Genomic DNA, 23,248 nt, shown 5'->3' on the forward strand with positions numbered 1-23,248 from the left:
AAAAGAGCCAGCTCCTGAACTTGCCGGGAGCTGGCTCTTATCTTTTCGTTATGCTGAGCTATGTCTTAATGCCAGACTTCGTCGGCAATCTCCTTGATGAAGCGCAGCTTGGCCCACTGCTCTTCCTCGGTCAGAATATTTCCTTCCTCGGTGGAGGCGAACCCGCATTGCGCGCTGAGGCACAACTGGTCAATGCTTACATACTGGGCTGCTTCCTCGATCCGGGCAATAATCTGTTCCTTGCTCTCCAGCCCGCCATGCTTCGTCGTTACAAGCCCCAGCACCACCTGCTGGTCCCGGATGTAGCGCAGCGGAGTGAAATCGCCGGAGCGTTCATTGTCATATTCAAGAAAAAAAGCATCGACCTCAGCTTGGCCGAATAACACTTCCGCTACCGGCTCATATCCCCCGGCGGCAAACCAGGTGGACCGGAAATTGCCCCTGCAGACATGCAGGGCGATGGTCATATCCGCCGGCCGCCCGGCAATACTCTCGTTGATCAGCCGCACATAATCCTGGGCCAATTGATCAGGATCAATGCCCCGGCTGCGCAAATGCGCCCGGTGTCTGCCGCTGCAAAGGGTTCCCCAGGTTGTATCATCGAGCTGGAGATAACGGCAGCCCGCATCGTAGAACGCCTGAATGGCTGCCCGGTAGGCACTTATAATATCGCGGTACAGCGTCTCCCGGTCCGGGTAAATCTCATTTCCGTTGAAATCCTGCACAAAATGAAACAAAGCGGGAGAAGGGATAGTCATTTTGGCAAGCGTGTTCCCGGCCATTTGCTGCAATTCCACAAATTGACCGACCATGTGGTGATTCCCGAACGCAATTTTGCCGACTATCTTGAAGCTCTCCGCCCGTTGAACGGCATCCTTCGCGCCCTTTCCTTGATCCAGACTGATCTTCTGCGTGCCGGTAATTCCGAGGAAGAAGTCGAGATGCCACCAGGAACGGCGGAATTCCCCGTCTGTCACAGCCTTAAGCTCCACAGCCTTTTCCTGCTCCAGCAGCTTGGCAATTTCTATATTTTCGATTTCATGAAGCCGCTCTGCCGAAATTTCGCCTTGGAGGTGCAACGCGCGCGCAGCCTTCAGCTCATCCGTGCGGAGGAAGCTGCCAACAATGTCATAGCGAAAGGGCGGAGCATGTCTGATGGAGCCGATAACTGAACTGGTCATAGTCCCTCCTGCTGTTAGAGTAAGAAATGATTGAGATCGAAATAGTTTCTGGAAACAAGGTCATTAAGAATATCAATATACGCAGACATGATCTCGCCCGGTCTGCGGTCCTTGTGGGCGATCCAGCCAACGGTGAACACTTCCGGACTGTCAAAGGGAATTGTCACCAGCCCGTCGCCATTCAGTTCAGAGCCCATAATCCCCGTACCCACCGTATACGAGTCGCTGCCAAGCAGCAGATTGGTCAGTGTGGCCCGGTCTGTGACGCTAATATTTTTCTCAATCTGCGTGAAGCTAAGCATTTCCTCCGAAAAATGCAGTGAGTTGTTGTCCCCCTGTTCAAAGGTAATATACGGGAACGGAAGAATGTCATCTATAGTAATCAGTTCCTTACCGGCAAGAATATGCCCGGCCCGCACATACACATGCGGCTGGGTATTGAACAGCGGGGTGAACTTCAGGTTCCCGTCGCTGAACAGCTTGTTCATTACTTTATAATTGCTCTCATTGATATAGAGAATCCCCAGATCACTGCGGAGCGTACGCACATCCTCAATGATTTCGTAGGTTTGCGTCTCTCTCAGGCTGAAGTTGTATTCGGGCACTTTGCTTCCCTTCATCAGCTTCACAAATGCATCCACGGCAAAAGCATAATGCTGGGTAGACACCGCGAAGTAGATCGGACTGCGTTTTTTGCCGGTATAGCGGTTCTCCATGAACTCGGTCTGCTCTATAATTTGCCGGGCATAGCCCAGAAATTCCACACCCTCCGCCGAGATGCTGATGCCCCGGTTATTCCGTTCAAAGATCGTAATTCCAAGCTCGCTCTCCAGCTCCTTGATTGCATTTGAGAGACTCGGTTGAGATACAAAAAGCCGTTTGGCCGCTTCGTTCATAGAGCCGCTATTGGCAATCTCGATTGCGTAGCGGAGCTGCTGCAAAGTCAAACCGAGTTCCTCCTCTTATATAAGCTTGCGCCTTATTGAGTACGCTTCTTTCCCGCATCAATTTTGGATGGATCGAGGCCCTCCCAGATGTTCTTGATATCCGCTTGCTCGGGATGCTCAAACACCAGAAATGCAGTCGGCAAATACCGCTCACCGTATTGTGAGGAGGGTTTATTGACAATTTCATTATCCTTCACCAGAACGGTGGATGAACCGCCGTCTAGGTTGGCAGCGATTACGGCCCCATGCTTAAGCATAATATTCTGAACATCGTACAAATTGGCGCCAATGCTGTAACCAGGCTGTCTGCCGTCGATCACAACGAAGATCAGCGCACCGTCCGCACGTTGGCCCATCGCGGTTCTTGGGGCGATTCCCCAGCCATCCGCCGCATTCTTGACCAAGCCCTTGCCGTTCACAATAATCCGCGGCTGAAAAGACACGGCTTCCTGTACCCCAAGCTTGCTTAGCTCATCCAGCGTGTAGTTGCCGGCAATCATTTTCCCCTGCTTGTCTAGACCTACAATCTGTGTTGATTTTTTACCGCCTAGACCGTTGTAAAAGAGCTTCCCCTGGGAAACCACAAGGCCAATGGGCTTAAATCCGTTGCCCTTCCAGTTAGGATCGGCAAATCCTCCGCCATTTACACCGGCAATAGCCCCTGTCCGGGCTACCATGCTGGTTACCTTCTCGCCTGAGCCGACCTTATCCGGAACGCCTAATCTGACTTTGGTCGGGTCGTTCACAGTCATGACAAATCCGGTATAACCAGTGCCGGTAACCTTCTCGATTTCGACCAGCGGTTTCGCCGCTTCCTCAGGTGTGCGTTCAATCTTATGGGTATCCCTCTCATCGCCCATATGATCAAACTTCTGGTTGTACTCAGCGACACGGTTCTTCAGTTCATCTTCGCCAATAATATATTTCGCCAAATAGCGGTGTTGTGTGGTAATCAGCGTATCTGCGATCAAATATCGCGTGTTCTTCGCGGATGGTGCGAAATAGAGCCAGCCTGCACCAACCAGGAGCAGAAAAATGAAGAACAGGAAAACTCTGGTTAGTCTGCGAAAAAAGCTTTTTTTCTTGCGCTTGCGGACAGGTTTCTTCTTACGGACAGTAGAACGTTCTGGTAATGATGAAGAGTTCACTTCTAAATATCCTCCCTGATGATGCCTGTTAATAGATTCGGGCGTTAGCCCACATACCCCATCATAGACGATATTGAGAGAGTAAAGGTTTCAGTTTGTTAAATTGTCGGATTTAGAACAATGAAGCCGGAATCAGCTTGCGGCCGCCCTTAATCAGTGTCGATTCGAGCATTTCACCCTTTTCGCCTCCGAAATAGAGCTGCCAGTAGACACCGAAACGTACGCTGACATCGTTCTTCACCAGCTCGGGCGGTGTTACGATCAGCCATTGGAACTTAAGCGCTTTGGAGATTTCGAATACCGGATCAAGCACGTTATTGGAGACCATTTCACCAAATGGATTATCGTACAAAAAGACCGTCCAGCCCTTGTTCTCGCGGTTGACCCGCTTATGCGTCATGATCATCATCGCCACTAATAGCTGTACCGATTGGCGCTGTCCGCCGCTGCCGACCGCTTCATCCAGCGCCCCGCGGTTGATGACCTCCCAATCCGAATAGTGGTACTCCTCAGGCTCCGCGTACAGGAAATAGTTCTCCGTCACAGGCTTGTAGACCTGAAGCACCGGGAAGCGGTTCTGCAGCGCAGCGTAGACAATCTTGCCGTCACTGATCAGATCCTTGACCGCAGCAGCCGGAACCTGTTCAATCTTCGGATACTTCTCCAGCAGGCCGGTAATGCAGCGGTTGAAATATTCGCTGACCAAAGGCTCAATATCGTCGGTGGTCTTCGGTACGCTGATGTGCTTGTAATTCAGCCGCACAAGCGGAAACGCATAGCCGTTCTCATTATGAATGATCATCCGGCGCTCCATGCGTTTCAGGATATCCACAATCTGCACGACCCGTTTGGCGGCGCGGCCAACCCACAGCTTGCGGGACAGCTCCATCCCTTCCTTGTCGCTGCGGATGCTCTCAATCTGGTCGCGCGAGCTTTGAAGCATTGAATCCAGCACCTGAAGCGCAATGGAGAAGTCTTCCCAGTGCACGGTGTTCAGCCGGTCCTGGATTTTGGTCTCCAGTTCGGCATTCCAGCCGCTCTTGGCCAGCTTGCCGCTTAAGGCGTTCTTCTCTTCCTTGACTTTGCGCGCAATTTCGCCCCGCTCGCTGCGGCTTTCCTTGCTGCGGAGCAGCCATTCGGCGACCAGCGGCTCGCAATCCTCTTTTACCTGCTGCTGCACCTCATCCGGCACATCCCGGAGCTGCACCCGGCCTTCTACATGGGTATCCATAATTTTGCTCTGATTGGCAAGCGTCTGCAGCCATTGGTCCATTGCAGATATCGCTTGCTTGCAAGCATTCAGCAGATGCTCATTGTCCCGGGAACGCCCCTCAATCTCCTGCGCTGTCTGATCCAGGGGCTCATGCCACAGCTCGACTGTCCGCTCATGCTTCTCCTTTATCGACTTCTCGGCTTTGAGCAATTGCTTCTGAAGCTGCTCCAGCTCGGTCTGGCTGCGGATAAAAGAATCGCGGATATGCTGATAATCCTCGTCCAGAATGGCAGTATCGCTCTTCTGCCGCGCTTTGACCGACATGATGAAGTCCGGGGTATCCTCCGGCTCCGGTACGCTTCGCCAATCAGAATCCACCTGCTGCACCGCTGCCTCAAGCTCTGCCATCTGCTCACTGGCCGATTTGATCTGCGCGGCGCGGGTACGGATCTCAAGCTCATTGCGGCTCAAGGATTGCTGCAGGCTCTCTACGGTGCTCAAGGTTTGCTGCAGCCGTTCCTGAACGTCAGGACCAAGAATGGCTTCTTCGTGTTCCGTTCCGTTATCACTTGCAGACGGTTGTTCGCTCGGGAATACAAGCTCAGGGAACCAGGTCTGGAGCCTTGGGAACAGCGAGTATTTCGTATCTCCGATCCACTTTTCCCGCTCCCGGGCGGTGCTCTCCTGCTCCGCTTTGATCTGGGCAAGCTGCTGATCCTTGCCTGTACTCTCTTTGCTGAGGTAGCTTTTGCGGTCCTGCGCTGTCTGCTTGTCCTTATAATCCTGCTCCTGCTTCTGGGTCCGCTCATTCCATTCGCGCAGGGCGAGTACTCTGGCTTCCTGCTCCGCCTTATCGGCTTCACAATCAGCCAATTCCCGTGCGATGACGGCAATGGCTTCCTCATTGCTGCTGATCTCCGCATTCAGTCCGCCCAGGCTCTCACGCAGTTCATGCTGTAGAGCTTCCATTGCTGTAAGCTTGGACTTCAGGCTAACCGTATGCCCGCCCTGAAATAATCGCTCATATTCCTGCCGCGCTGATTTCAGCTTCGCGAGATAACCTTCCGCATCCTGCAGTTCAGTTTCCTGCTCCTTCAGTCTGGCTGCGATTCCCGTCTTCCACTCCAGAAAACGGTCCGGCTGCAGAACCATTAACGGACCTTGACTATCGGGAAGCAGGAATGGCTGCACAGCAGCCTCGCCCATCTGTTCACGGACAAACAGCGGGACAGCCGACTTCAGCAGCAGCTCCTTGAGGAGATCCGGCGGAAGCTTGGCAGCTTCACGTTCGGTTAGAATAAGCCCGTAAGGCAACAGCGGATGCCGTTCCAGCTCTTCTTCACGGATCAGGTAGGGCTGATCGTTCAGGAAGGCGCTGCCCGGCATGGAGCTGATCTTAAGCGAATCCAGCGTGTCTTTTACCGTCAGGATATCGCTGTTCGGCAGCCAATACGCCTCATGCTGCAGCTCCACATCCAGCAGTTGATTATAGTAGTCTCTGCGGAGCCGTTTGGTCTGCACCTCCGCTTCATCCAGCCGGCGGATGAAACGCTCCTGAACCGCTGATTTTGCTTCAAACAACGCTGTAGCGCCAAGCCGGTTGTGTTCCTCATACATTTCCAGCAGCACTACCAGTTGCGACCAGAGCTGCGATTCCTTGCCCATTTGTGCTTCAAGCTGCGCTCTTAGCTCGCCTGTCTGCTGCTCCTGCCCGAGCAGCTTTTCGCTGAGCTGGGTATGCTTCTTATGCAGATTCAGCCTGTCTTCCTCCGCAGTCTTCCGCTGCGCTTGAAGGCCGCTGATATTCTCGGTGAAGCTTCTGACGGCAAGGATTGCCCGCTGCAGCGACGCAGCCGGTGAATGGGCGGCCTCCTGCCCGTGCCGGGAGGCAAAAGCCCCCAGCTCTTCGGTGTACTGGCGGATTGCGGTGGTCAACTCGCTGATCCGGCTGTCAAGTCCGCCCAGCTCCAGCAGAAAGCTCTCCCGTTCCTTGCGCAGTCCCGCTTCTTCTCTGGTCAACAATTGCTGGCGCCGGCTGAACACAGACAATTGACCCTGCCACAGCTTGAATACCTGCTCCCACTGCTTGCGCAGCTCCTCCTTCGCGGCTTGGATTACCTCTTGCCGCTCTTTCATTTCAAGCGACCCTTCGATGGCCTCGATCTCTTTCTGCCACTGCCCGATCTGCCGGAGCTGAGCCTTGCGTCTGGCCAGATAGTGCGCGACCTCAAGACTCTTTTCCTTCGCCTTGGACTCCTCCAGCCGCTGGCGGGCCCGGGCCTGATTATCGCTTACCCGCTTGAAGTCCTCCTGCTTCCGGTCCGTTTCGTCTTTGCTGCGCAGATAGTTCAGATTATCCTCCTCAAAACGCAGCTCCCGGGCTTCCTGATGCAGCCGGACCAGCTCGTCCGCCTTCTTGCGGCGCGCATCTTCGGCTGTTTTCAGCTCGTCTTGAATCACTGTATAGATTTGCCGTCCCAGAAGCTCCGTTTCCTGAAAGCTGCGGTCAGCCTCCGTTCCCTGCTTGACAAGCTCATATAATGGGGCAGCCAGCAGGGTGAACTCGGCAAAAGCTTTTTCGCGCTGCTCCAGCATCGGCAGTCTCTGGGCAACGATGGCCGCGTCCATGAACATTTTCTGAAGCGAGCCTTCCTGTTCGGGCAGGCCTTCGTTCAGGCTGGAGCCGATTTCGGGAATAATGAGCTTTTCGAACAGATTCTGGTTCGTGAAAGCATCATTTTTCTGGAAGTAGCCCTTAATCCCGCCTTCTTCACCGTTAATCCGCCGCATGTTCCGCCACTCGCCGATATGAATGTCCCGCTCCGCCAGGAAATTGTAGTATTTTTTCAGATCCGAGCTGTGGCTCCCGAAGGTAACAATCTCGCTCCGCCGGTCGCGCACAAACTGCTGAATGCTCTCGAAGCTCACCGGACCTCCGGCAGCGGCATCATACAGCGGAAGTGTCGAGAGCGTAAGCTCGGCATGCTCCTCATACTCCAGCAGCGCATAGAGCAGGTAGTCCACCTTGATCTCCAGTTGATCGACGGAGCTATGGGCCGTCATCGCGATGCCCGTGGTCATATACTCTGTACGCTCACTGTTATCAAGCCGCCATTCAATCGCTACGTGGAAGGTGTAGGGCTTGAGCTGTTTTTTGTGATTATGGAAAAAAGCCTCGACCTGATTCTCGTTATCCTTGCCCCACGCCGCCTTCGGAATGAGCAACTGGAAAATAGACTGCAGCAGCACTCCCTTGCCGCCGCCGTTCATCAGAGTAATCAGGGTGTTGGCCGGCCCCTCCTCATTGCTCAGGTCCAGGACCATATCGTCATACTTTTTGAGCATTTTCTCATATTTCAGTCCGGCAATCCGGATTCGTTCAATACGCGGCATTGGCTTCCCCCTCCTTCTCTGCCAAGGTGACCCCGATGAGTGCCTTCAGCTCCTTATAACGGTCAACATCATGGTACAGGTAACGCATTCTTTCATATAGTTCTTCCCGCGGGAAGATTCGCTTCTCATTCTCTGAAATGAATACCAGATGCTCATCCTCCAGCAGCTTCATGCCCTCATGGATCAGTCCGACCCGGGAGCCGGCCCCTCTGGTCAGGGAATCGCCTTCCTCCTGGCTTTTGGTCTGCATGTAGAGGCTGGTCCACACCTTGTACATCGCCTGAATATCCAACCGCCACTGCTTGCTGAATGCACCCTCGCCATCCATGTCAATCCAAGCTTGAAATAATGAGGATACCTGATCGGAGATTTGAATATAGGACATGCTGTCTTGTCCCGGCTTGAAATGGTGCTCATCCTGATCCATCTCGGCCAGAAATACCAGAATGATGATGTTGATGATATGTAAATGGGTTTTGCGCTCGATACGCGTATATTTGTTACGCAATTGCGTAAAATTCGTGGCAAAACCCGAACCAAGCGGATTGACCAGCAGATGCAGGCGGTGTCCGGAGTTCATAATCCGGCAACCCCCTTCCTTGGCCAGATATTGAAGTGCATCGTATGCTCCCGGGTCTTGCAGGCATTCAGCAGCCGCAGGATCATCAAGCGATATCACCTTCCGGCGAAGCAGGTCAAAAAACAGCCGCGAGGCCATCTGCAATTGTTCCAGTGAATAGCTCATGCTGTATCATCTCACCTCTCTACTATAGTAATGGTATAAGGACTCATTTCCAGGCCGGGCCAGATGACGCCTTCGCTGCCGCCAGCCTGTATCGTTGTCCACAGCAGCTTCCCGCGCAGCACCTCAAGCTCCGGCCTTGCAGCCAGCAGGCACTGGATTAATTTCTGGCATTCGTCCGCCGCTCCGCTCTGACTGTCCGCTCCCTGATTCAATACCGTAATCTCCGTGTGGAAAAATTGCACCCACAAATCAACAGCATCCGGCGTATGTGACCACATCCGCTGCTCCTCTTCTGTAAATGCTTCCGCTGAAAATGTAAATTTCCCATGCGCGGCCAGTCCCGTGAACACCGGGAGCCACAGCTCCGTAACCCGCGGCCAGGGAATCGACTTGGGGGTATAGGGAATGCTCTCCTCTTCTCCGGCTTCGTCCGGCTCGTCGATAACATCTTCAGGCAGAAAGCCGACATCCTGCTCTTCCCACGCCCAAGCGAGCGGATAGATGAAGTCCTGGCTGGGCGTGAACAGTCCGCTGACCAGCAGCTCAAGGCTGTCCGCCTCCGGCAGACCTTCGGTCTTGACCCATTCCTCCCAGACGTTGGTGCGGAAATTGAAGCCAGCCGCTCCCCAGAACAGCTCCGGGAAGTTCAGCCGCAGATTCGTCTCCGCCTCAAAGATGCTCAGCACCACCTCAGCCAGCTCATCATGCACCCGCCTGGACAGCTCCACCCGCTCCGAAAGCTGACGCAGCTCATTGAAGTCGATGATATCCTTCTCATCATTGGCCAGCCGGGCCAGCGAGCGGTGGATATTATCGAAGTGCTTGCGCTCCTCATCGAACTGCTGATGAATATCCTCCAGCCGCTGATGCCGCAGCACGCCGTATTCGCTGAACATATGCTTCGGATTGCGGCGCAGCGCATTGCGGTATTCCTGCTGCTGCTGAGTCATCTTCCGCACCCGCGAGATCAGCTCGCCCACATCCTGCAGCGCGCGTGTGACCCGCCCGTGCTTGATGTGCATCTGGATTTCCAGCAGCTTAATGCTGATCTGAAATTCTTCAATAATTTCATGGCTCATGAAGATCAGCTCCATGGCATACTCCGAGAGCCGGTAGACTGTTCTGCCGCTCTCTTCCCAGCTTGTGCGCGTGGCATCCTCATCTACAGTGAAATATTTGTATTTCTGCACTTCCATTTGCCGGGAGCTATCATCATAATAGTAGGCTTCGAAATCCCCGCCGCTCCCGCTCCACAGTAGTCCGTCTACCAGCCGTTCCACAGACTCGGCAGTGCCGAGCCTTACAATATTGAACCGTTCCAGTGAACTCCAGGCCAGTTCCACAATATCTTCTCTGGCTCTCCGCTCGCTCGATTCCAGCTCCAGATAATAGACCTGCAGCAGCACGCTGAGCGCAATCATTTCCTTATAGGGCTGCAGCTCGCCGAGATTCATCCCCGCCCCCAAGGTCCATAAGGGATTGAGCCGCCGGTTCCGTTCTCCAAAATCACTCCAATTCATGCTTCACGCCAACCTCGCCATCACTTCGTAATTTAGGACTTCCTGGGGAAGCCCTACAACATAACATAAACCCATATCTGCCCCATGGAGGGTGGAATATGGGTTAGGAAACTCTTATACAATTCAGCTTTGGGGAATATATGTTTCTATTATATCATTTATTTGTTCTTGAAAACTACCTTGTATTCGGAAAAGCGTTCTTCAGTCTCATACATACTTCACATTAAGCAAGTAGTGCAAATTGGCTTTGACCGCAGGCCATTCGTCGTCGATGATGCTGTACAGCACGTTATCCAGGACTGTACCGTCAGATGTAATTCTGTGCTTGCGCAGCATACCTTCCCGGACAGCGCCTATCCGCTCAATCGCTCTTTGCGATCTCAGATTACCTCCCACAATCGTGAAATCAATCCGAATGAGTCCAAGCTCTTCAAAGCAATAATGCAGCAAAAGTGACTTCGATTCCGTGTTGGCCGAAGTTCTCCAGAAATCCGGTGATATCCAAGTGCAGCCAATCTCCGCATTGCGGTGGGTCCGGTCCAGATTCTTGATCCGCGAGGTACCGATTACTTTACCCGAAGACCGCTCGACCATGACAAAAGGAATTTCCGAACCTTTCTCTTTATTGGCTAGTGCAGTTTCGATTAACTCATTCACTTGTTCGACTGTAGATATTTTGCGCCAGGTACATTCCCAGATTTGCGGATTTTGGAGCAGCTCCACCAGCTCTGGCCTATGGATGTCTTCCATGGGAACAAGACGGATAAAGCTGCCCTTCAACTCTTGTATAGTTTGCTGCTGCACTTGCTTCTTGCCTCCTTTATAAAATAAAGACTGCTTCATTAACTATATAATGAAACAGTCTATTTGTAACTTAAATCTCTCAATCTTTAGCTTCTGGCCGCAAGCTCACGGCGAATCTGCTTCAGGAGCATTTCCACAGGCATCGAGCCCAGATCACCTTCGGTCCGCTTTCTCACCGAAACAGTGGATGAGTTGTGTTCATTTTCACCAAGCACAAGCATATAAGGCACTTTCTCCAATTGTGCTTCGCGGATTTTATAACCCAGCTTCTCCTCCCGGAGATCAATCTCGGCGCGGATTCCGGCCTCCTGAAGCAACTGTTTGACCTGAAAGGCATAATCGGCGTAAATCCCGGACACAGGCAGCAGCTTCGCCTGCACCGGAGACAGCCACAGCGGAAAAGCGCCGCTGTAATGCTCTGTAACAATCCCCATGAACCGGTCGATTGAACCATATACAGCACGGTGAATGACCACCGGACGGTGCTTCTGGCCGTCTTCGCCGATATAAGTCAGATCGAACTTCTCCGGCATTTGAAAATCCAGTTGAATCGTCCCGCACTGCCAGCTTCTTTTCAGCGCATCCTGAATGTGAAAGTCAATCTTCGGCCCGTAAAAAGCGCCGTCTCCCGGGTTCAGCCGGTAAGGGATGGCGCTGTTCTCCAACACCTTTTGCAGCGACTGCTCCGCCTGATCCCATAGCCCATCGGACCCCATATAATCCTCGGGACGTGTGGACAGCTCGACCTTATACTCGAAGCCAAACACCTTGTAGATGTGGTCGATCAGCTCCAGCACGCGGCCGATTTCACTCTCGATTTGCTCTGGAAGCACGAACAGATGGGCATCATCCTGGCAAAATGTGCGCACCCGCATCATTCCGTTCAGCGCACCCGAGAATTCATGGCGGTGCACCTGCCCGAACTCGGCGAGGCGGATCGGCAGCTCCCGGTAGGAGCGCAGGCTGTTCTTGAAGATCAGCATGTGCCCCGGACAATTCATCGGCTTGAGTGCATATTTCGTTTCGTCCACCTGAGTAAAATACATGTTGTCCTTGTAGTGGTCCCAGTGCCCTGACTGCTCCCACATCCGGTTGTTCATCATTAGCGGTGTGCGGACTTCTTCATAATCGTGCGTGTGCAGCAGTCCACGTGAGAAATTCTCCAGCTCTGTGCGAAGAACCATGCCCTTCGGCAAATAAAATGGCATTCCCGGCGCTTCCTCCGAGAACATGAACAATCCGAGCTCCTTGCCCAGCTTCCGGTGGTCGCGTTTTTTCGCTTCTTCCAGCAGGTGCAGATGCTCTTCCAATTGTGCCTTCTTCAGAAAAGCAGTTCCGTAAATGCGCTGCAGCATTTGGTTATTGGAATCACCGCGCCAGTATGCACCCGCCACACTCAGCAGCTTGAAGGCCTTGATCCCTCCAGTCGCTGCCAAATGCGGACCCCGGCACAGATCTGTGAACTCGCCTTGCTCATACAGGCTGATGACTTCTTCCTCCGGCAGGTCATGGATCAGCTCCAGCTTCAGGGGTTCATCCCGTGCTTCAAAAAGCGCAAGCGCCTCGCTGCGGCTGACCACCCGCCGGACAATCGGCAGATTGGCTCCCACAATCTTGTTCATCTCCTGCTCGATAGCGGCAAGCTCCTCAGCAGACAGCGGCTTCTCAATATCAATATCATAATAAAAGCCGTCTTCGATTACCGGACCAATACCCAGCTTGACCTTGCGGTCTCCGTATATACGTTTGATGGCCTGAGCCATTACATGTGCAGTGCTGTGTCTAAGGATGGACAATCCCTCTGGACTACCCTCCAAGACGATTTCAACGAGGCTGTCCTGCTCAATCGGCTGGTGTAAGTCAACGAGCTTACCGTCGATTTTACCGGCTACAGCCTGCTTCTTCAGACTTATGCTGATAGATTCCGCAACTTCGGCAATTGTGGTGCCGCGTGCATACCTCCTGATTGTTCCATCCGGCAGTGCTGCTTTGATCTCCATGATTGTGGCCTCCAATTCTTAGGGTTTGTTTGAATGTTGAACGCAAAAAAACGCATCTCTCCCGGAAAGGGACGAGTGCGTTCTGCTCGTGGTTCCACCCTAATTTGATCTGCCATCATCTCGCCCCCGGCTGTTCGGGCGGAAGACAACATACAGCATCCTCATTGGTATCCGTTATCGGGGATAAGACGGTGGCATTTACAGCCGCCCTAACAGCAGGGAGGGTTCAGCGCCACGGCTGCAAAGGGGTAACATCCTGCCGGTCTCTGTAAGAAGCTCTCACCTTTCACTTCTGTCTCTGGCCAGTCCGTGTAGGATATCATGTCTTTGGTCATCGCCTTGAATATGGTGTTGCTGGTTACATAATACTGAACCCCTTGAACAAATGTCAACCGCTCAGACAAAATAAGTTCATCCTCCCGTTTGGAAGATATTTACGGAAAAATGCGCAATTTCAGCACTTAAGAGGTGTCAATATTATTTACGTCAAACGATATATTATCTCGCCTATCTCTGCCACGTTGTATGCAATATCATCTGCACCGGCACTTCGCAGCTCTTCCTCCGAGCCATACCCGATCATGACTCCGATAGACGGCAGACCACAGGCTTTGGCGCCGATAATATCATGCTCGCGGTCCCCGATCATCAGCGCTTCATTTGCAGGAATATGATTCTCGTCCAGCACGTGTTGAATCACCTCTTGCTTCCTGGAGCGGGTCCCATCCAGATTGCTCCCGCCTACATACTTGAAGAAGCCGTCCAAGCCATAGTGCCGGAGGATATCTTCGGCAAAAACCGTCGGTTTCGAAGTAGCCACGTACAGGTCCAGGCCCCTGCCCCGCAGCTCCTCCAGTAATTGCGGAATGCCGGGAATCACCGCATTCTCGTATTTCCCGAGTGTCGCGTAACGTTCACGGTAGAATTCAACCGCCTTTTGTGCATTTTCAGCGGTAAAGCCTTGGATTTCCACGAATGAATCGTATAATGGCGGACCGATGTAAGATAGAAGCTCGTCCAGATGCTCCACGGCAATATTGAACTTGCCCAGCGCGTACTCTACGCTTTTGGTAATCCCTTCCTTGGGGTCCGTTAAGGTGCCGTCCAAATCAAACAAAATGCTCTGCAATCTTCCCATATCCTTCGGCTTGCTCCCTCCAAAATCAATTGTGTCTGCTTCATCTGCAGTTTTTTCAATCATACCTGTGAAACTACTTACTTTCCACATACTTTTTTCATAACATCACTCTGTACGTTATATAATCTATTGGAGGAACTAACATGAACATGACGCAATATTGTCACTGCTGGCGGATAATCAGCCGTGGAACCTGATTTTTTTTATGGCGATTCCCGTTATATTCGCAGAGACCATTACGGTCCCCGAGTTTGTTATTCTGTCAAAAATATGAACTCCTTGAGGGTAAAATCAACCTCTGTGGGTGAGGTCATCCCCTCAGCGGTTGGTGAACAGGAGCCACAGCAACTGAGTCGGCTCCTTACGGACCCGAGAGCCGTTATGTTCAAGAAAACGCTACTTTTTGCGGCTTTACGGACCGAGGGGCGCTTATGGTCTCTCAAAGGAACGTTCAGGAACGGAACATTCGATTATAAGGCCCGTGGTGTCCTTAACTAACCAAAGTCTTGACTCTCATCCGAAATAAGTGCACCACAGTCCGTAACACCGAGTCAAACACCCAATTTAAGAACAAACCCCGTCTGAGAATGGGTGCACCTGAGGGAGGATCAACACAATATTAGACTTATCGTTCTGCAAAAAGAAAAGCCTTATTTCTCCAGAAAACTAGAGATAAGGCTTTAAGAATTGGGATTCTTTCCTACCAATGCTTCGCAATGAAGGTGTCGCGGCCGGATTGCTCGCGGTCCTCTTTATAGTGCTTTGGATTCTTTTTGTGATAGTCCTGATGGTATTCTTCAGCCCGGTAAAAGACCGGCGCAGGCAGTATTTCTGTTACCACAGGTCCCTCAAATCTGCCGCTGGCTGCAACCTGCTCCCGGGAAGCCAAGGCGGCCAGGCGCTGCTCCTCAGTATAGTAAAATACCGCAGTCCGGTACTGTGTTCCCCTATCCTGAAACTGCCCGCCGTCATCGGTCGGATCAATCTGCGGCCAGAACAGCTCCAGCAGCTTCTCATACGGGAATAGCGCCGGATCAAATGTGATCTGCACAACCTCATAGTGTCCTGTCGTTCCGGTCTTGACCTGCTCGTAGGTCGGATTCTCTACCGATCCTCCTGCGTAACCAGAGACAATCCCGTGAATTCCGGGCAGCTCCTCAAAAGGCGTAACCATACACCAGAAGCAGCCTCCGGCAAACATTGCCTGTTCCATAATCAGTATCCTCTCTCTATCTGTAATCGGAATTATTTATACTGAAATCAGTATACAGAAGCCCGTAGAACTGAGCAATACAAACTAAAAATTATGAAGTATTATATTCAAAGTTCTACCATGACTGACAGAGTAGTGTGCCGTATTATGCAGAGATAGAGGTGATTTTATGAGCGAGAACAGAATCATGGGCTTGGCGTGTGTTTGCGTAAAGGAGACTCCGGGTAATACAAGTTCATCTACTTTGCAGGCTTGGGACTGGCGCTTGCGCTGCTCCGGTAGATCCCGGCAATCACCTCCAGCGCTTTTATTCCCTCGGTGCCGTCAATCCAGAAATGCCGGTCCTCGCGGATGTGGGTATAGAAGTCATGAATCAACCGCTGGTGACCTGTGCCCCAATAGGATTTGCCTTCAACTTTGCCGGAGGAAGGTTTACATAACAGCGTTTCATGTCCATCCTGCCAAAGATACAGGCAGTCCCTGCGCTGAAGCAGCGTACCCTGCTCGAAGACAAGCTCCAGTTCGACAGGGGAATTCACCAGATACGCATTGGTCCCGTAGAATAGGCCGCGCACCTTATTTTCAAATTGAATACAGGCATGCGCCGTGTCCTCGACCTCGATTACACCATCCAGCACGTCGGTGGTCACACTCCCCTTTACGGATGCTATCTCACCGCCGAACCACTGCAGCAAATCCAGCGTATGGATCGTCTGGTTGATCAGCACACCGCCGCCTTCCGTTGCCCATTTTCCTCTCCAGGGGCTGTCCCTGTAGTAAGCTTCGCTTCGTTGCCAGGTCACAACTCCCTTCATGCAGCGCAGCCCGCCAAGTATGCCCGAATCAATCGTCTGCTTAATCCGCACAGAGGTGTCATTATAGCGGTTCTGAAAAACTACGCCTAGCTGACCTTTGCTGACCGCCGCCGCTTCTGCTATCCGCTTGGCGGATGGAACGTCAACAGCCATCGGTTTCTCCGTCAGCACCTGTTTACCGGCCCGCAGGAAGTCAATCGCCATCTGGGCGTGCTGGTGATGCGGCGTACAGATATGGACAATGTCAATGTCCGCTCTGCCGAGAAGCTCTGTGTAGTCATAGACGGCTTCCCCGCCGTATTCCCTGGCAAATTGCTCCGCATGCGCAGGATGGCTGTCGGCAACGGCCACAAGCTTTGCCCCTTCCATTGACGCAACCGCTTTGGCATGCAAAGGAGCAATCGAACCACAGCCGATGATGGCTGCTCCGAGTGTACTCATCCAGTTCACCTTCCGATTATTTTAACGTATCCGGGGTAAGATTGAGCGCTTGGGCCTGTGCCTCCAGACATAGCTCCGCCGCCTTGAAGACATGCGCCTGCGACATAGCCAGCTCGGTGCGCTGCAGACAGTCCAGAATAAGCTCTCCGAAAAATGGATACCCGACCTTTCCGGCCACATGCTCATAATGCTCACCCTCGCCATCTACCCAAAACACATGATCCGTTGTGCTGGCACGGGCAATATCAGTGTATTTGCGCAGCTCTATATATCCATCGGTACCCAGAATCGTTGTGCGTCCATCCCCCCACGTGCCAAGACCCTCCGGAGTGAACCAATCCACGCGAAAATATTGGGTTGCCCCATTATCTCCCGCCAGCGTCGCATCCCCAAAATCCTCCAGCTCCGGGTAGGCGCTGTGATTGTAATTGGCTACCTTGCTGTGCAGCACCTTCGCGTCCCGGCAACCGCTATAGAAGAGAAACTGTTCGATCTGATGGCTGCCGATATCACAGAGAATCCCGCCATACTTCTCCCGCTGGAAGAACCAGCCGGGACGGCTTAAAGCATTCAAGCGATGCGGTCCCATCCCGATCACCTGGAGTACACGGCCAATCGCCCCCTGGGAGATCAACTGTCCGGCGTAGACCGCACTCTCAACATGCAGACGTTCACTGTAATACACCATATACTTTTGCTTCGTCCGCTCAGCCTGGAGCCGGGCCGCATGCAGTTGCTCCATCGCAGTGAACGGGCCTTTATCCGTAAAATAATCCTTACCGTGAGCCATCACTTTAAGGCCAAGCGCACCTCGCTCCGAAGGAACGGCAGCAGCAGCCACCAGGCGGACTGCGGAGTCCTCCAGAATCTCTTCCGCACTGCGGGCAGCACGGACACCCGGAAATGCGGCTGTGAAGGCTTTTACCTTATTGATGTCCGGGTCATACACCCATTTCAGTTGTGCTCCCGCTTCCACCAGCCCATTGCACATCCCATAGATATGCCCGTGGTCCAGCGCCATTGCGGCAATTATGAATTCTCCCGGTCCCACTACCGGTTTGGCCTCATGCTTGGGGGCGTAGTTCATTCCATCTTTACGGCTCATCTGACGATCCCTCCCAAATCTGAATAAAAAATAGGCTTATAAGTGCGTATGCAGATACTTCAGGCTAATCGCCAGACTCTCAAAAGGGTCCCGCCGGCATTCATCCTGCTCCACAACAAACCACTCCACACCTGTCTCGCGGCAAGCGGCAATAATAGCTTCATAGTTCATGTTCCCTTCACCGATTTCAGCAAACACCGGCTGTCTGGCAATAGTGGCCATATCCTTGAAATGCACCACCTGCATTCTGCCGTTCACCTTATGTATCCAATCTACCGGACTGCCGCCTCCGGCCTGAACCCAATATAAATCCAGCTCGAAGCCGAACATGTCAGGATCGGTCTCCTGCAGCAGCAGCTCAAGCCCGGTTATCCCGTCCAGCCGTTCAAATTCAAAATCATGATTGTGATACACGAACTGCAGACCATGCCGCTCCTTCAGAATATGGGCTATTTCGGATGCTTTGCGGGCAAAGCTGCGGTAGCCTTCCTGACTGGTACGGTATTCCTCGGGCAATCCGCCCAAGCCGATATAGTTGCAGTTCCACAGCTTGTGCTCTGCGGCCAGCGCATCCAGATCATTCACCAGCCGGTCCCAGGAGACATGAGTGGCACATATCACAAGACCGGCTTCGTCGGCATATTGCTTCACCAGATGCGGATCAATTGGGCCAATCGCCGAGATCTGCACCGCAGTATAGCCGATGTCCCGCAGCTTCAAAAAGCTTGCCCGTAAGTTTTCCGCCGTCCGGGTGAAATCACGCAGGGTATACATTTGCGCAGCAATGGTTGAGGCTTGCATAAATAAGCTCACTCCTTCATCAATTTTGATGGCAAAATAACAACAGCTTAGTGCGTGCCTGTTACATCAAGCGCAGTCTGCACGGCTGCTTCCTTACGGAAGGTGGACTGCCGTACCTTATCCATGAGCATCTCATGAAACCGCCCGCTGTCGATGGGAAGCTCAACCCAATTGTCTGTCCAGGCGGACAGATACATGGCATTGGAGAGGGTCAAGCCGTGGATGCCTTCTTCCCCGGGCGCGAGCAATGGCTCGTTATGCAGAATCGCGTTCGTAAAATTACGTAGGATGCCTACATGCTGCTCCCCTCCGCCCTCTGCTACGGGGATCTCGCATTTCCAGCACTCCGGTGCCCCGAAGCCGCCGGTAAACTCCGCGTTAAAAACCGGCTCCGGTGTGCGCAGCCGCCAGAAGATCAGCTTGCCGTCTTCAATGACGATTTTTCCGTTGTCGCCGTTAATTTCAAAGCGGTTCGTACCCGGTGCTTCGCCAGTCGTTGTGACGAACAGGCCGGTTGCCCCGTTTGCGTATTCCACATAAGCGGTTACATCATCCTCTACCTCAATCTTGCGGTATTTTCCAAAATGGCAAAAGGCCCGGATGCGCTTCGGCATCATCCCCGTTGTCCACTGCCAGAGATCGAGCTGATGCGGGTCCTGGTTCAGCAGCACTCCGCCGCCCTCTCCCGCCCAGGTTGCCCGCCAGCCTCCCGAGTCGTAATAATTCTGCGATCTGTACCAGTTCGTAATGATCCAGTTCGTGCGGCGGATTTCGCCAAGCTCTCCCGATTGGATCAGCTCCCGCAGCTTCTGGTAGAGCGGATTCGTCCGCTGGTTGTACATGATGCCAAATTTCCGGTCCGACTTGGCGGCAGCGTCATTCATCTCCTGCACAGCCTGCGTGTGTACACCTGCGGGTTTTTCGATCAGGACATGAAGTCCATGCCGCAGCGCCTCAATCGCCAACGGCGGATGATCATAATGCGGGGTGGAGATCAACACAGCGTCAACGCTTTGTGATTCGAACAGCTCTGACGCTGATTTGTAACGCCTGATCTGTTCCGGCAGATGCTCTGCAGCCCACTCCAGACGTTCAGGGCTGATGTCGCAGACTGCGGTCAGCTCCGCTCCTTTTACCTCACCCAGCAGACTCAAGGCATGGGACCGGCCCATATTGCCGACTCCAATAATGCCGTAACGCACTTTTTCCATCTTCTAAGTCCCTCCCAATACGAGCTTATGTTATGAGGATAACCTGATTTTCAAATCGTGAACATGACCGTAATTAAGGTGTTTTTGTATATAAATAAGATGTATTAGTTAAATGAAAGCGGTATACTGGAAATAGACTTCCACAAAGGAGCTGCATTATGGATCATTTAGGCAATTTGACCGGACGCCTGCTGCAGAATTTGAACGTGACCGTCACGCATGCCCAGCTTAGCACCCGTTATCCCGGCTGGAACCGTATTAACGAGACGCCATCCTTTAACCGGCTATATTTTATTGACAGCGGCGAGGGCAAGGTGATTATTAACGGGGTTGTCCATTACCCGAAGCCGGGTCAATTGATGATTATGCCTGCCGGCTCCACACAAACGACCGAAACCTCCCCCTCCAATCCCTACGCACGTTATTTCTGCCATTTCGACGCCCAGATCGGGGAGTGGCCGCTGTTCCATTCTGCCAATAAGCTCTATATCAGCGATGCCGCCGACCCGGATGCCGTGAGGGACATCTTCAACGAAATGATCGCCCTGTTTCAGGATGAGGGCTTTCTCGCCACATTGCGGATTCAGGCCTCTCTATTAAATTTACTGGCCATGTGTCTGGAAGCAGGAGGGTACTCCGATTTCGTAGGTGAGCTGGTGCATACCAGTGATCAGGGCAAGCTGTCAAACGTGCTGCAGTATATCGACCAGCGGCTGAAGCAGCCTATGGAGGTGGAGGAGCTGGCTGAGCTAGTGCATCTGCATCCGAACTATTTTATCCCCTACTTCAAGAAATTTATGGGGGTTCCCCCGATGCAGTACGTGCAGCTCAAGCGTATGGCGTTAGCCAAGAAAAAGCTGTCCTCCACGGACTCCAGCATCTCGGATATCGCTGAGCAGGTAGGCATGGAGCTGGCCCATTTCTCGAAATATTTCAAAAAAGCAACGGGAGTCTCCCCTTCGGCTTACCGGAGCAGTACCAGGTAGAATCATTTATGAACCTGTTCGCTGTGCATTAGATGGACGGAACAATTCTAGCGAGTTACAAAAAAACGGATACCCCCCAAGTGTTAGGGAAGTATCCGTTTCTGCGTTATTAGCGGCAACGAACTTATTTTATGCCAAAATAGGCATGCGCATTGTTATAGCAAATGTTCTGCACCGTCCGTCCTACATAAGCGTAGTCGCGCGGCAGGTCGCCCTCTTCGATCCAGGTTCCGAACAAATTGCAGAGAATCCGGCGGAAGTATTCATGTCGCGTAAACGATAGAAAGCTTCTGGAGTCTGTAAGCATTCCGACAAAAGGACTGATCAGGCCAATGCTTGAGAGCGCTTTTAACTGCTGCAGCATGCCTTCCTTCTGATCATGGAACCACCAGCCTGACCCCATCTGCACCTTACCTTTCACTCCTGTCCCCTGGAAATTCCCGATCGTTGTAGCGATCATTTCATATTGTGACGGGTTCAGCGTGTACACGATGGTCTGCGGCAATTGTCCGCTCTGATCCAGCTCGTTCAGCAGGCTGTTCAGCTCCCGCGCCATGTTGAAATCAAGAATGGAATCGTAGCCGCTGTCCCTGCCTTTCCGGGCAAACATCCGGGAGTTATTGTTGCGGAGCGCACCGATATGGAGCTGCATACTCCAACCGCGTTCGTGATACAGGCGGCCCAGTTGGAGAAGCGTGAAGCTTTGGAACTTTTGCTCTTCAGCATTGCTGAGCGGTTCCCTCTTTAGTGCACGGGCAAATATGTAGGCCGCTTCATGCTCGGTGGAATGGGCGTATGGAAGTTCGCCGAAGCCCTGATCCGATAAACGGCAGCCGTGCTTATGGAAATAATCCATTCTAGCCGCTACAGCCTCCATAAACTGTACATAGCTGCTGATCTCGATCCCGCTGACCTCGCTCAGTTGTCTCACATATCCGCCAAATTGTTCGTTGCGGATATCAAGCACACGGTCCGGGCGGAAGGTTGGAGCAACTGCCGTGTTCACTTCAGAATCAGCCTTAATGCGGATGTGATGCTCCAGCGAGTCAATCGGATCATCTGTGGTGCAGACCACCTCAACATTGAAGCGCTTAAGAATTCCCTGTGTGGTTAGTCCATCCCCTTGCAACTGTTCATTGCAGCGTTCCCAGACACTCTCTGCATTCTCTGCGGACAGCAATTCGTCAATGCCGAAATACCGGAGCAATTCCAGATGCGTCCAGTGATAGAGCGGGTTGCCCAGCATTTCGGGTACCGAACGTGCCCATACCATAAATTTATCCTTGTCCGGGGCATCTCCGGTAATCAGGTCTTCTTCGATTCCAAGCCAGCGCAAGGCACGCCATTTATAATGGTCGCCGGATAACGCAAGATCGGTCATATTGCGGAAGCTTTTGTTGGTGCTGATTTCCTCGGGGTTCAGATGGCTGTGAAAATCATAAATCGGCATAGCCTTCGCATAGTCGTGATACAGAGTTTGCGCACTTTTGTTCAGCAACAGCCAATCGTCATGTATAAAAGGTGTAGTCACAGGGGTCTCCTCCAACTTGTTTCAAATTAGCTATTTAAGCTGAACTTTTGATTGTCATACTAGATCTTGGTCGTAACTGCGGGGAATGTTTGGACTTCCGGCCCCTGCCCGTCTGCAGATTTCTTGATTTATACCGCTCTCCCGCAGTGGAAATCCGCAGACAGCCTAATCATACGGCCAGCTCTCCTGCGGAAAGCTCTCAGGCGGTTGCTATCGCTCCTACAGCTCCAAGCTTCCCCTCCGCACTCCTGCCTTATATGATTTTTTAAGTTCATCTTAGATAGCACTACCATACTACCATACATGTATGGTAGTATGGTAGTGCTTCTTCATTTCCTACAGGAGGGTTCTGTTTTGGACATTACAATACACACAAAATCGGGTTCCTCCCGCGATGCGGTCTACCATTCTCTGAAGAACCGGATACTTCAGCTAGAGCTGCCTCCGGGAACCGCAATTTCGGAGAAGGAGATTTCCCTACAATTTAATGTCAGCCGGACACCGGTCAGAGAAAGCTTCGTGCGCCTGGCGCAGGAAGGACTGCTGGAGATTTATCCCCAGCGTGGAACCATCGTCTCCCTGATTGATTCCGGGCTTGTGGAGGAAGCCGGATTTATGCGTGAGCATCTGGAGCGTGCGGTGGTCCGCGAAGCGTGCGTCTCCTTCCCGGAGGACAAGCTGAAGGAGCTGAAGACGAACCTAGCCATGCAGAGGGTATGCCTTGAAGAGCAGGATTACAAATCCATGTTCCGTCTGGATGAGGATTTTCACCGGAACATCTTTGAAGGCTGCGGGAAGATCAATACGCTGGAGGTTGTTCAGCAGATCAAGGTTCATTTGAACCGGAGCCGGATGCTCAGACTGGCGGTTGATCATGACTGGGAGCATCTGTATCAGCAGCATCTTCATTTATACGAGGCCATTAAGGAACGGGATGCCGGACTCGCCGACACAATTATGCAGGAGCATCTGGCGCTGACCATCGCCGACCAGGGCATGCTGATGGAGAAATATCCGCATTACTTCAAGCAAAAATGAAGTGGAAACTCTGGCTCA

General features: G+C 52.5%; 18 protein-coding genes. 3 read left to right on the top strand and 15 right to left on the bottom strand.

Annotated elements, in window-relative coordinates:
• Nucleotides 1-65 precede the first annotated feature (65 nt).
• From B212_RS0112440 to B212_RS0112485, 9 genes are all read right to left on the bottom strand, one after another.
• A complete protein-coding gene (locus B212_RS0112440; RefSeq protein ID WP_019911123.1) occupies nucleotides 66-1,181 on the bottom strand; it encodes a 5-methyltetrahydropteroyltriglutamate--homocysteine S-methyltransferase in 1,116 nt (371 codons plus the stop codon).
• Between the two features lie 14 nt (nucleotides 1,182-1,195).
• Entirely contained in the window at nucleotides 1,196-2,128 is a 933-nt protein-coding gene (locus B212_RS0112445) for a LysR family transcriptional regulator (protein WP_019911124.1), read from the bottom strand.
• Between the two features lie 32 nt (nucleotides 2,129-2,160).
• A complete protein-coding gene (locus B212_RS0112450; protein WP_019911125.1) occupies nucleotides 2,161-3,276 on the bottom strand; it encodes a phosphodiester glycosidase family protein in 1,116 nt (371 codons plus the stop codon).
• 112 nt (nucleotides 3,277-3,388) lie between these two features.
• Entirely contained in the window at nucleotides 3,389-7,882 is a 4,494-nt protein-coding gene (locus tag B212_RS0112455; RefSeq protein WP_019911126.1) for a hypothetical protein, read from the bottom strand.
• Entirely contained in the window at nucleotides 7,869-8,627 is a 759-nt protein-coding gene (locus tag B212_RS0112460) for a DUF6063 family protein (protein ID WP_019911127.1), read from the bottom strand. The genes B212_RS0112455 and B212_RS0112460 overlap by 14 nt, the downstream gene beginning before the upstream one ends.
• Before the next feature lie 11 nt (nucleotides 8,628-8,638).
• Nucleotides 8,639-10,147 (bottom strand): hypothetical protein, encoded by a 1,509-nt coding sequence (locus tag B212_RS0112465; RefSeq protein ID WP_156830119.1) that lies wholly within the window; start codon nucleotides 10,145-10,147, stop codon nucleotides 8,639-8,641.
• Between the two features lie 207 nt (nucleotides 10,148-10,354).
• Nucleotides 10,355-10,951: a GNAT family N-acetyltransferase gene (locus B212_RS0112470; protein WP_019911129.1), complete on the bottom strand. Its 597-nt coding sequence runs from the start codon at nucleotides 10,949-10,951 to the stop codon at nucleotides 10,355-10,357.
• A gap of 86 nt (nucleotides 10,952-11,037) precedes the next feature.
• The gene (gene thrS / locus B212_RS0112475; RefSeq protein ID WP_019911130.1) at nucleotides 11,038-12,951 is read right to left on the bottom strand and encodes a threonine--tRNA ligase; all 1,914 of its coding nucleotides are present in this window, start codon (nucleotides 12,949-12,951) and stop codon (nucleotides 11,038-11,040) included.
• Between the two features lie 481 nt (nucleotides 12,952-13,432).
• Nucleotides 13,433-14,152 carry an HAD family hydrolase gene (locus tag B212_RS0112485; protein ID WP_019911132.1) on the bottom strand — a complete coding sequence of 240 codons (720 nt, stop codon included), beginning with the start codon at nucleotides 14,150-14,152 and terminating at the stop codon, nucleotides 13,433-13,435.
• A gap of 142 nt (nucleotides 14,153-14,294) precedes the next feature.
• Here B212_RS0112485 and B212_RS35795 point away from each other — a divergent pair, with 142 nt between their 5' ends.
• Nucleotides 14,295-14,363, top strand: coding sequence for a hypothetical protein (locus tag B212_RS35795; protein ID WP_332258147.1), 69 nt, complete (start codon nucleotides 14,295-14,297; stop codon nucleotides 14,361-14,363).
• 426 nt (nucleotides 14,364-14,789) lie between these two features.
• On the opposite strand, the gene msrA is transcribed toward B212_RS35795, so the two are convergent.
• The 5 genes from msrA to B212_RS0112515 form a co-directional block, all read right to left on the bottom strand.
• Nucleotides 14,790-15,302, bottom strand: coding sequence for a peptide-methionine (S)-S-oxide reductase MsrA (gene msrA / locus B212_RS0112495; RefSeq protein ID WP_019911134.1), 513 nt, complete (start codon nucleotides 15,300-15,302; stop codon nucleotides 14,790-14,792).
• Between the two features lie 239 nt (nucleotides 15,303-15,541).
• Nucleotides 15,542-16,558, bottom strand: coding sequence for a Gfo/Idh/MocA family protein (locus B212_RS0112500; protein ID WP_019911135.1), 1,017 nt, complete (start codon nucleotides 16,556-16,558; stop codon nucleotides 15,542-15,544).
• Between the two features lie 16 nt (nucleotides 16,559-16,574).
• Nucleotides 16,575-17,663, bottom strand: a complete 1,089-nt coding sequence (locus tag B212_RS0112505; RefSeq protein ID WP_019911136.1) for a Gfo/Idh/MocA family protein — start codon at nucleotides 17,661-17,663, stop codon at nucleotides 16,575-16,577.
• 36 nt (nucleotides 17,664-17,699) lie between these two features.
• Nucleotides 17,700-18,464: a sugar phosphate isomerase/epimerase family protein gene (locus tag B212_RS0112510; protein ID WP_019911137.1), complete on the bottom strand. Its 765-nt coding sequence runs from the start codon at nucleotides 18,462-18,464 to the stop codon at nucleotides 17,700-17,702.
• A 47-nt stretch (nucleotides 18,465-18,511) separates the two neighbouring features.
• Nucleotides 18,512-19,675, bottom strand: a complete 1,164-nt coding sequence (locus B212_RS0112515; protein WP_019911138.1) for a Gfo/Idh/MocA family protein — start codon at nucleotides 19,673-19,675, stop codon at nucleotides 18,512-18,514.
• 158 nt (nucleotides 19,676-19,833) lie between these two features.
• Between B212_RS0112515 and B212_RS0112520 the strand changes: the two genes are divergently transcribed.
• Nucleotides 19,834-20,661, top strand: coding sequence for a helix-turn-helix domain-containing protein (locus B212_RS0112520; protein WP_019911139.1), 828 nt, complete (start codon nucleotides 19,834-19,836; stop codon nucleotides 20,659-20,661).
• A gap of 124 nt (nucleotides 20,662-20,785) precedes the next feature.
• On the opposite strand, the gene uxaC is transcribed toward B212_RS0112520, so the two are convergent.
• On the bottom strand, nucleotides 20,786-22,192 hold the full coding sequence (gene uxaC, locus B212_RS0112525; protein WP_019911140.1) for a glucuronate isomerase: 1,407 nt from the start codon (nucleotides 22,190-22,192) through the stop codon (nucleotides 20,786-20,788).
• A 354-nt stretch (nucleotides 22,193-22,546) separates the two neighbouring features.
• Here uxaC and B212_RS0112530 point away from each other — a divergent pair, with 354 nt between their 5' ends.
• Nucleotides 22,547-23,230, top strand: coding sequence for a GntR family transcriptional regulator (locus tag B212_RS0112530; protein ID WP_019911141.1), 684 nt, complete (start codon nucleotides 22,547-22,549; stop codon nucleotides 23,228-23,230).
• The last annotated feature ends 18 nt before the right edge of the window (nucleotides 23,231-23,248 follow it).

The sequence above is a fragment of the Paenibacillus sp. HW567 genome (assembly GCF_000374185.1).
Classification (GTDB): domain Bacteria; phylum Bacillota; class Bacilli; order Paenibacillales; family Paenibacillaceae; genus Paenibacillus_AQ.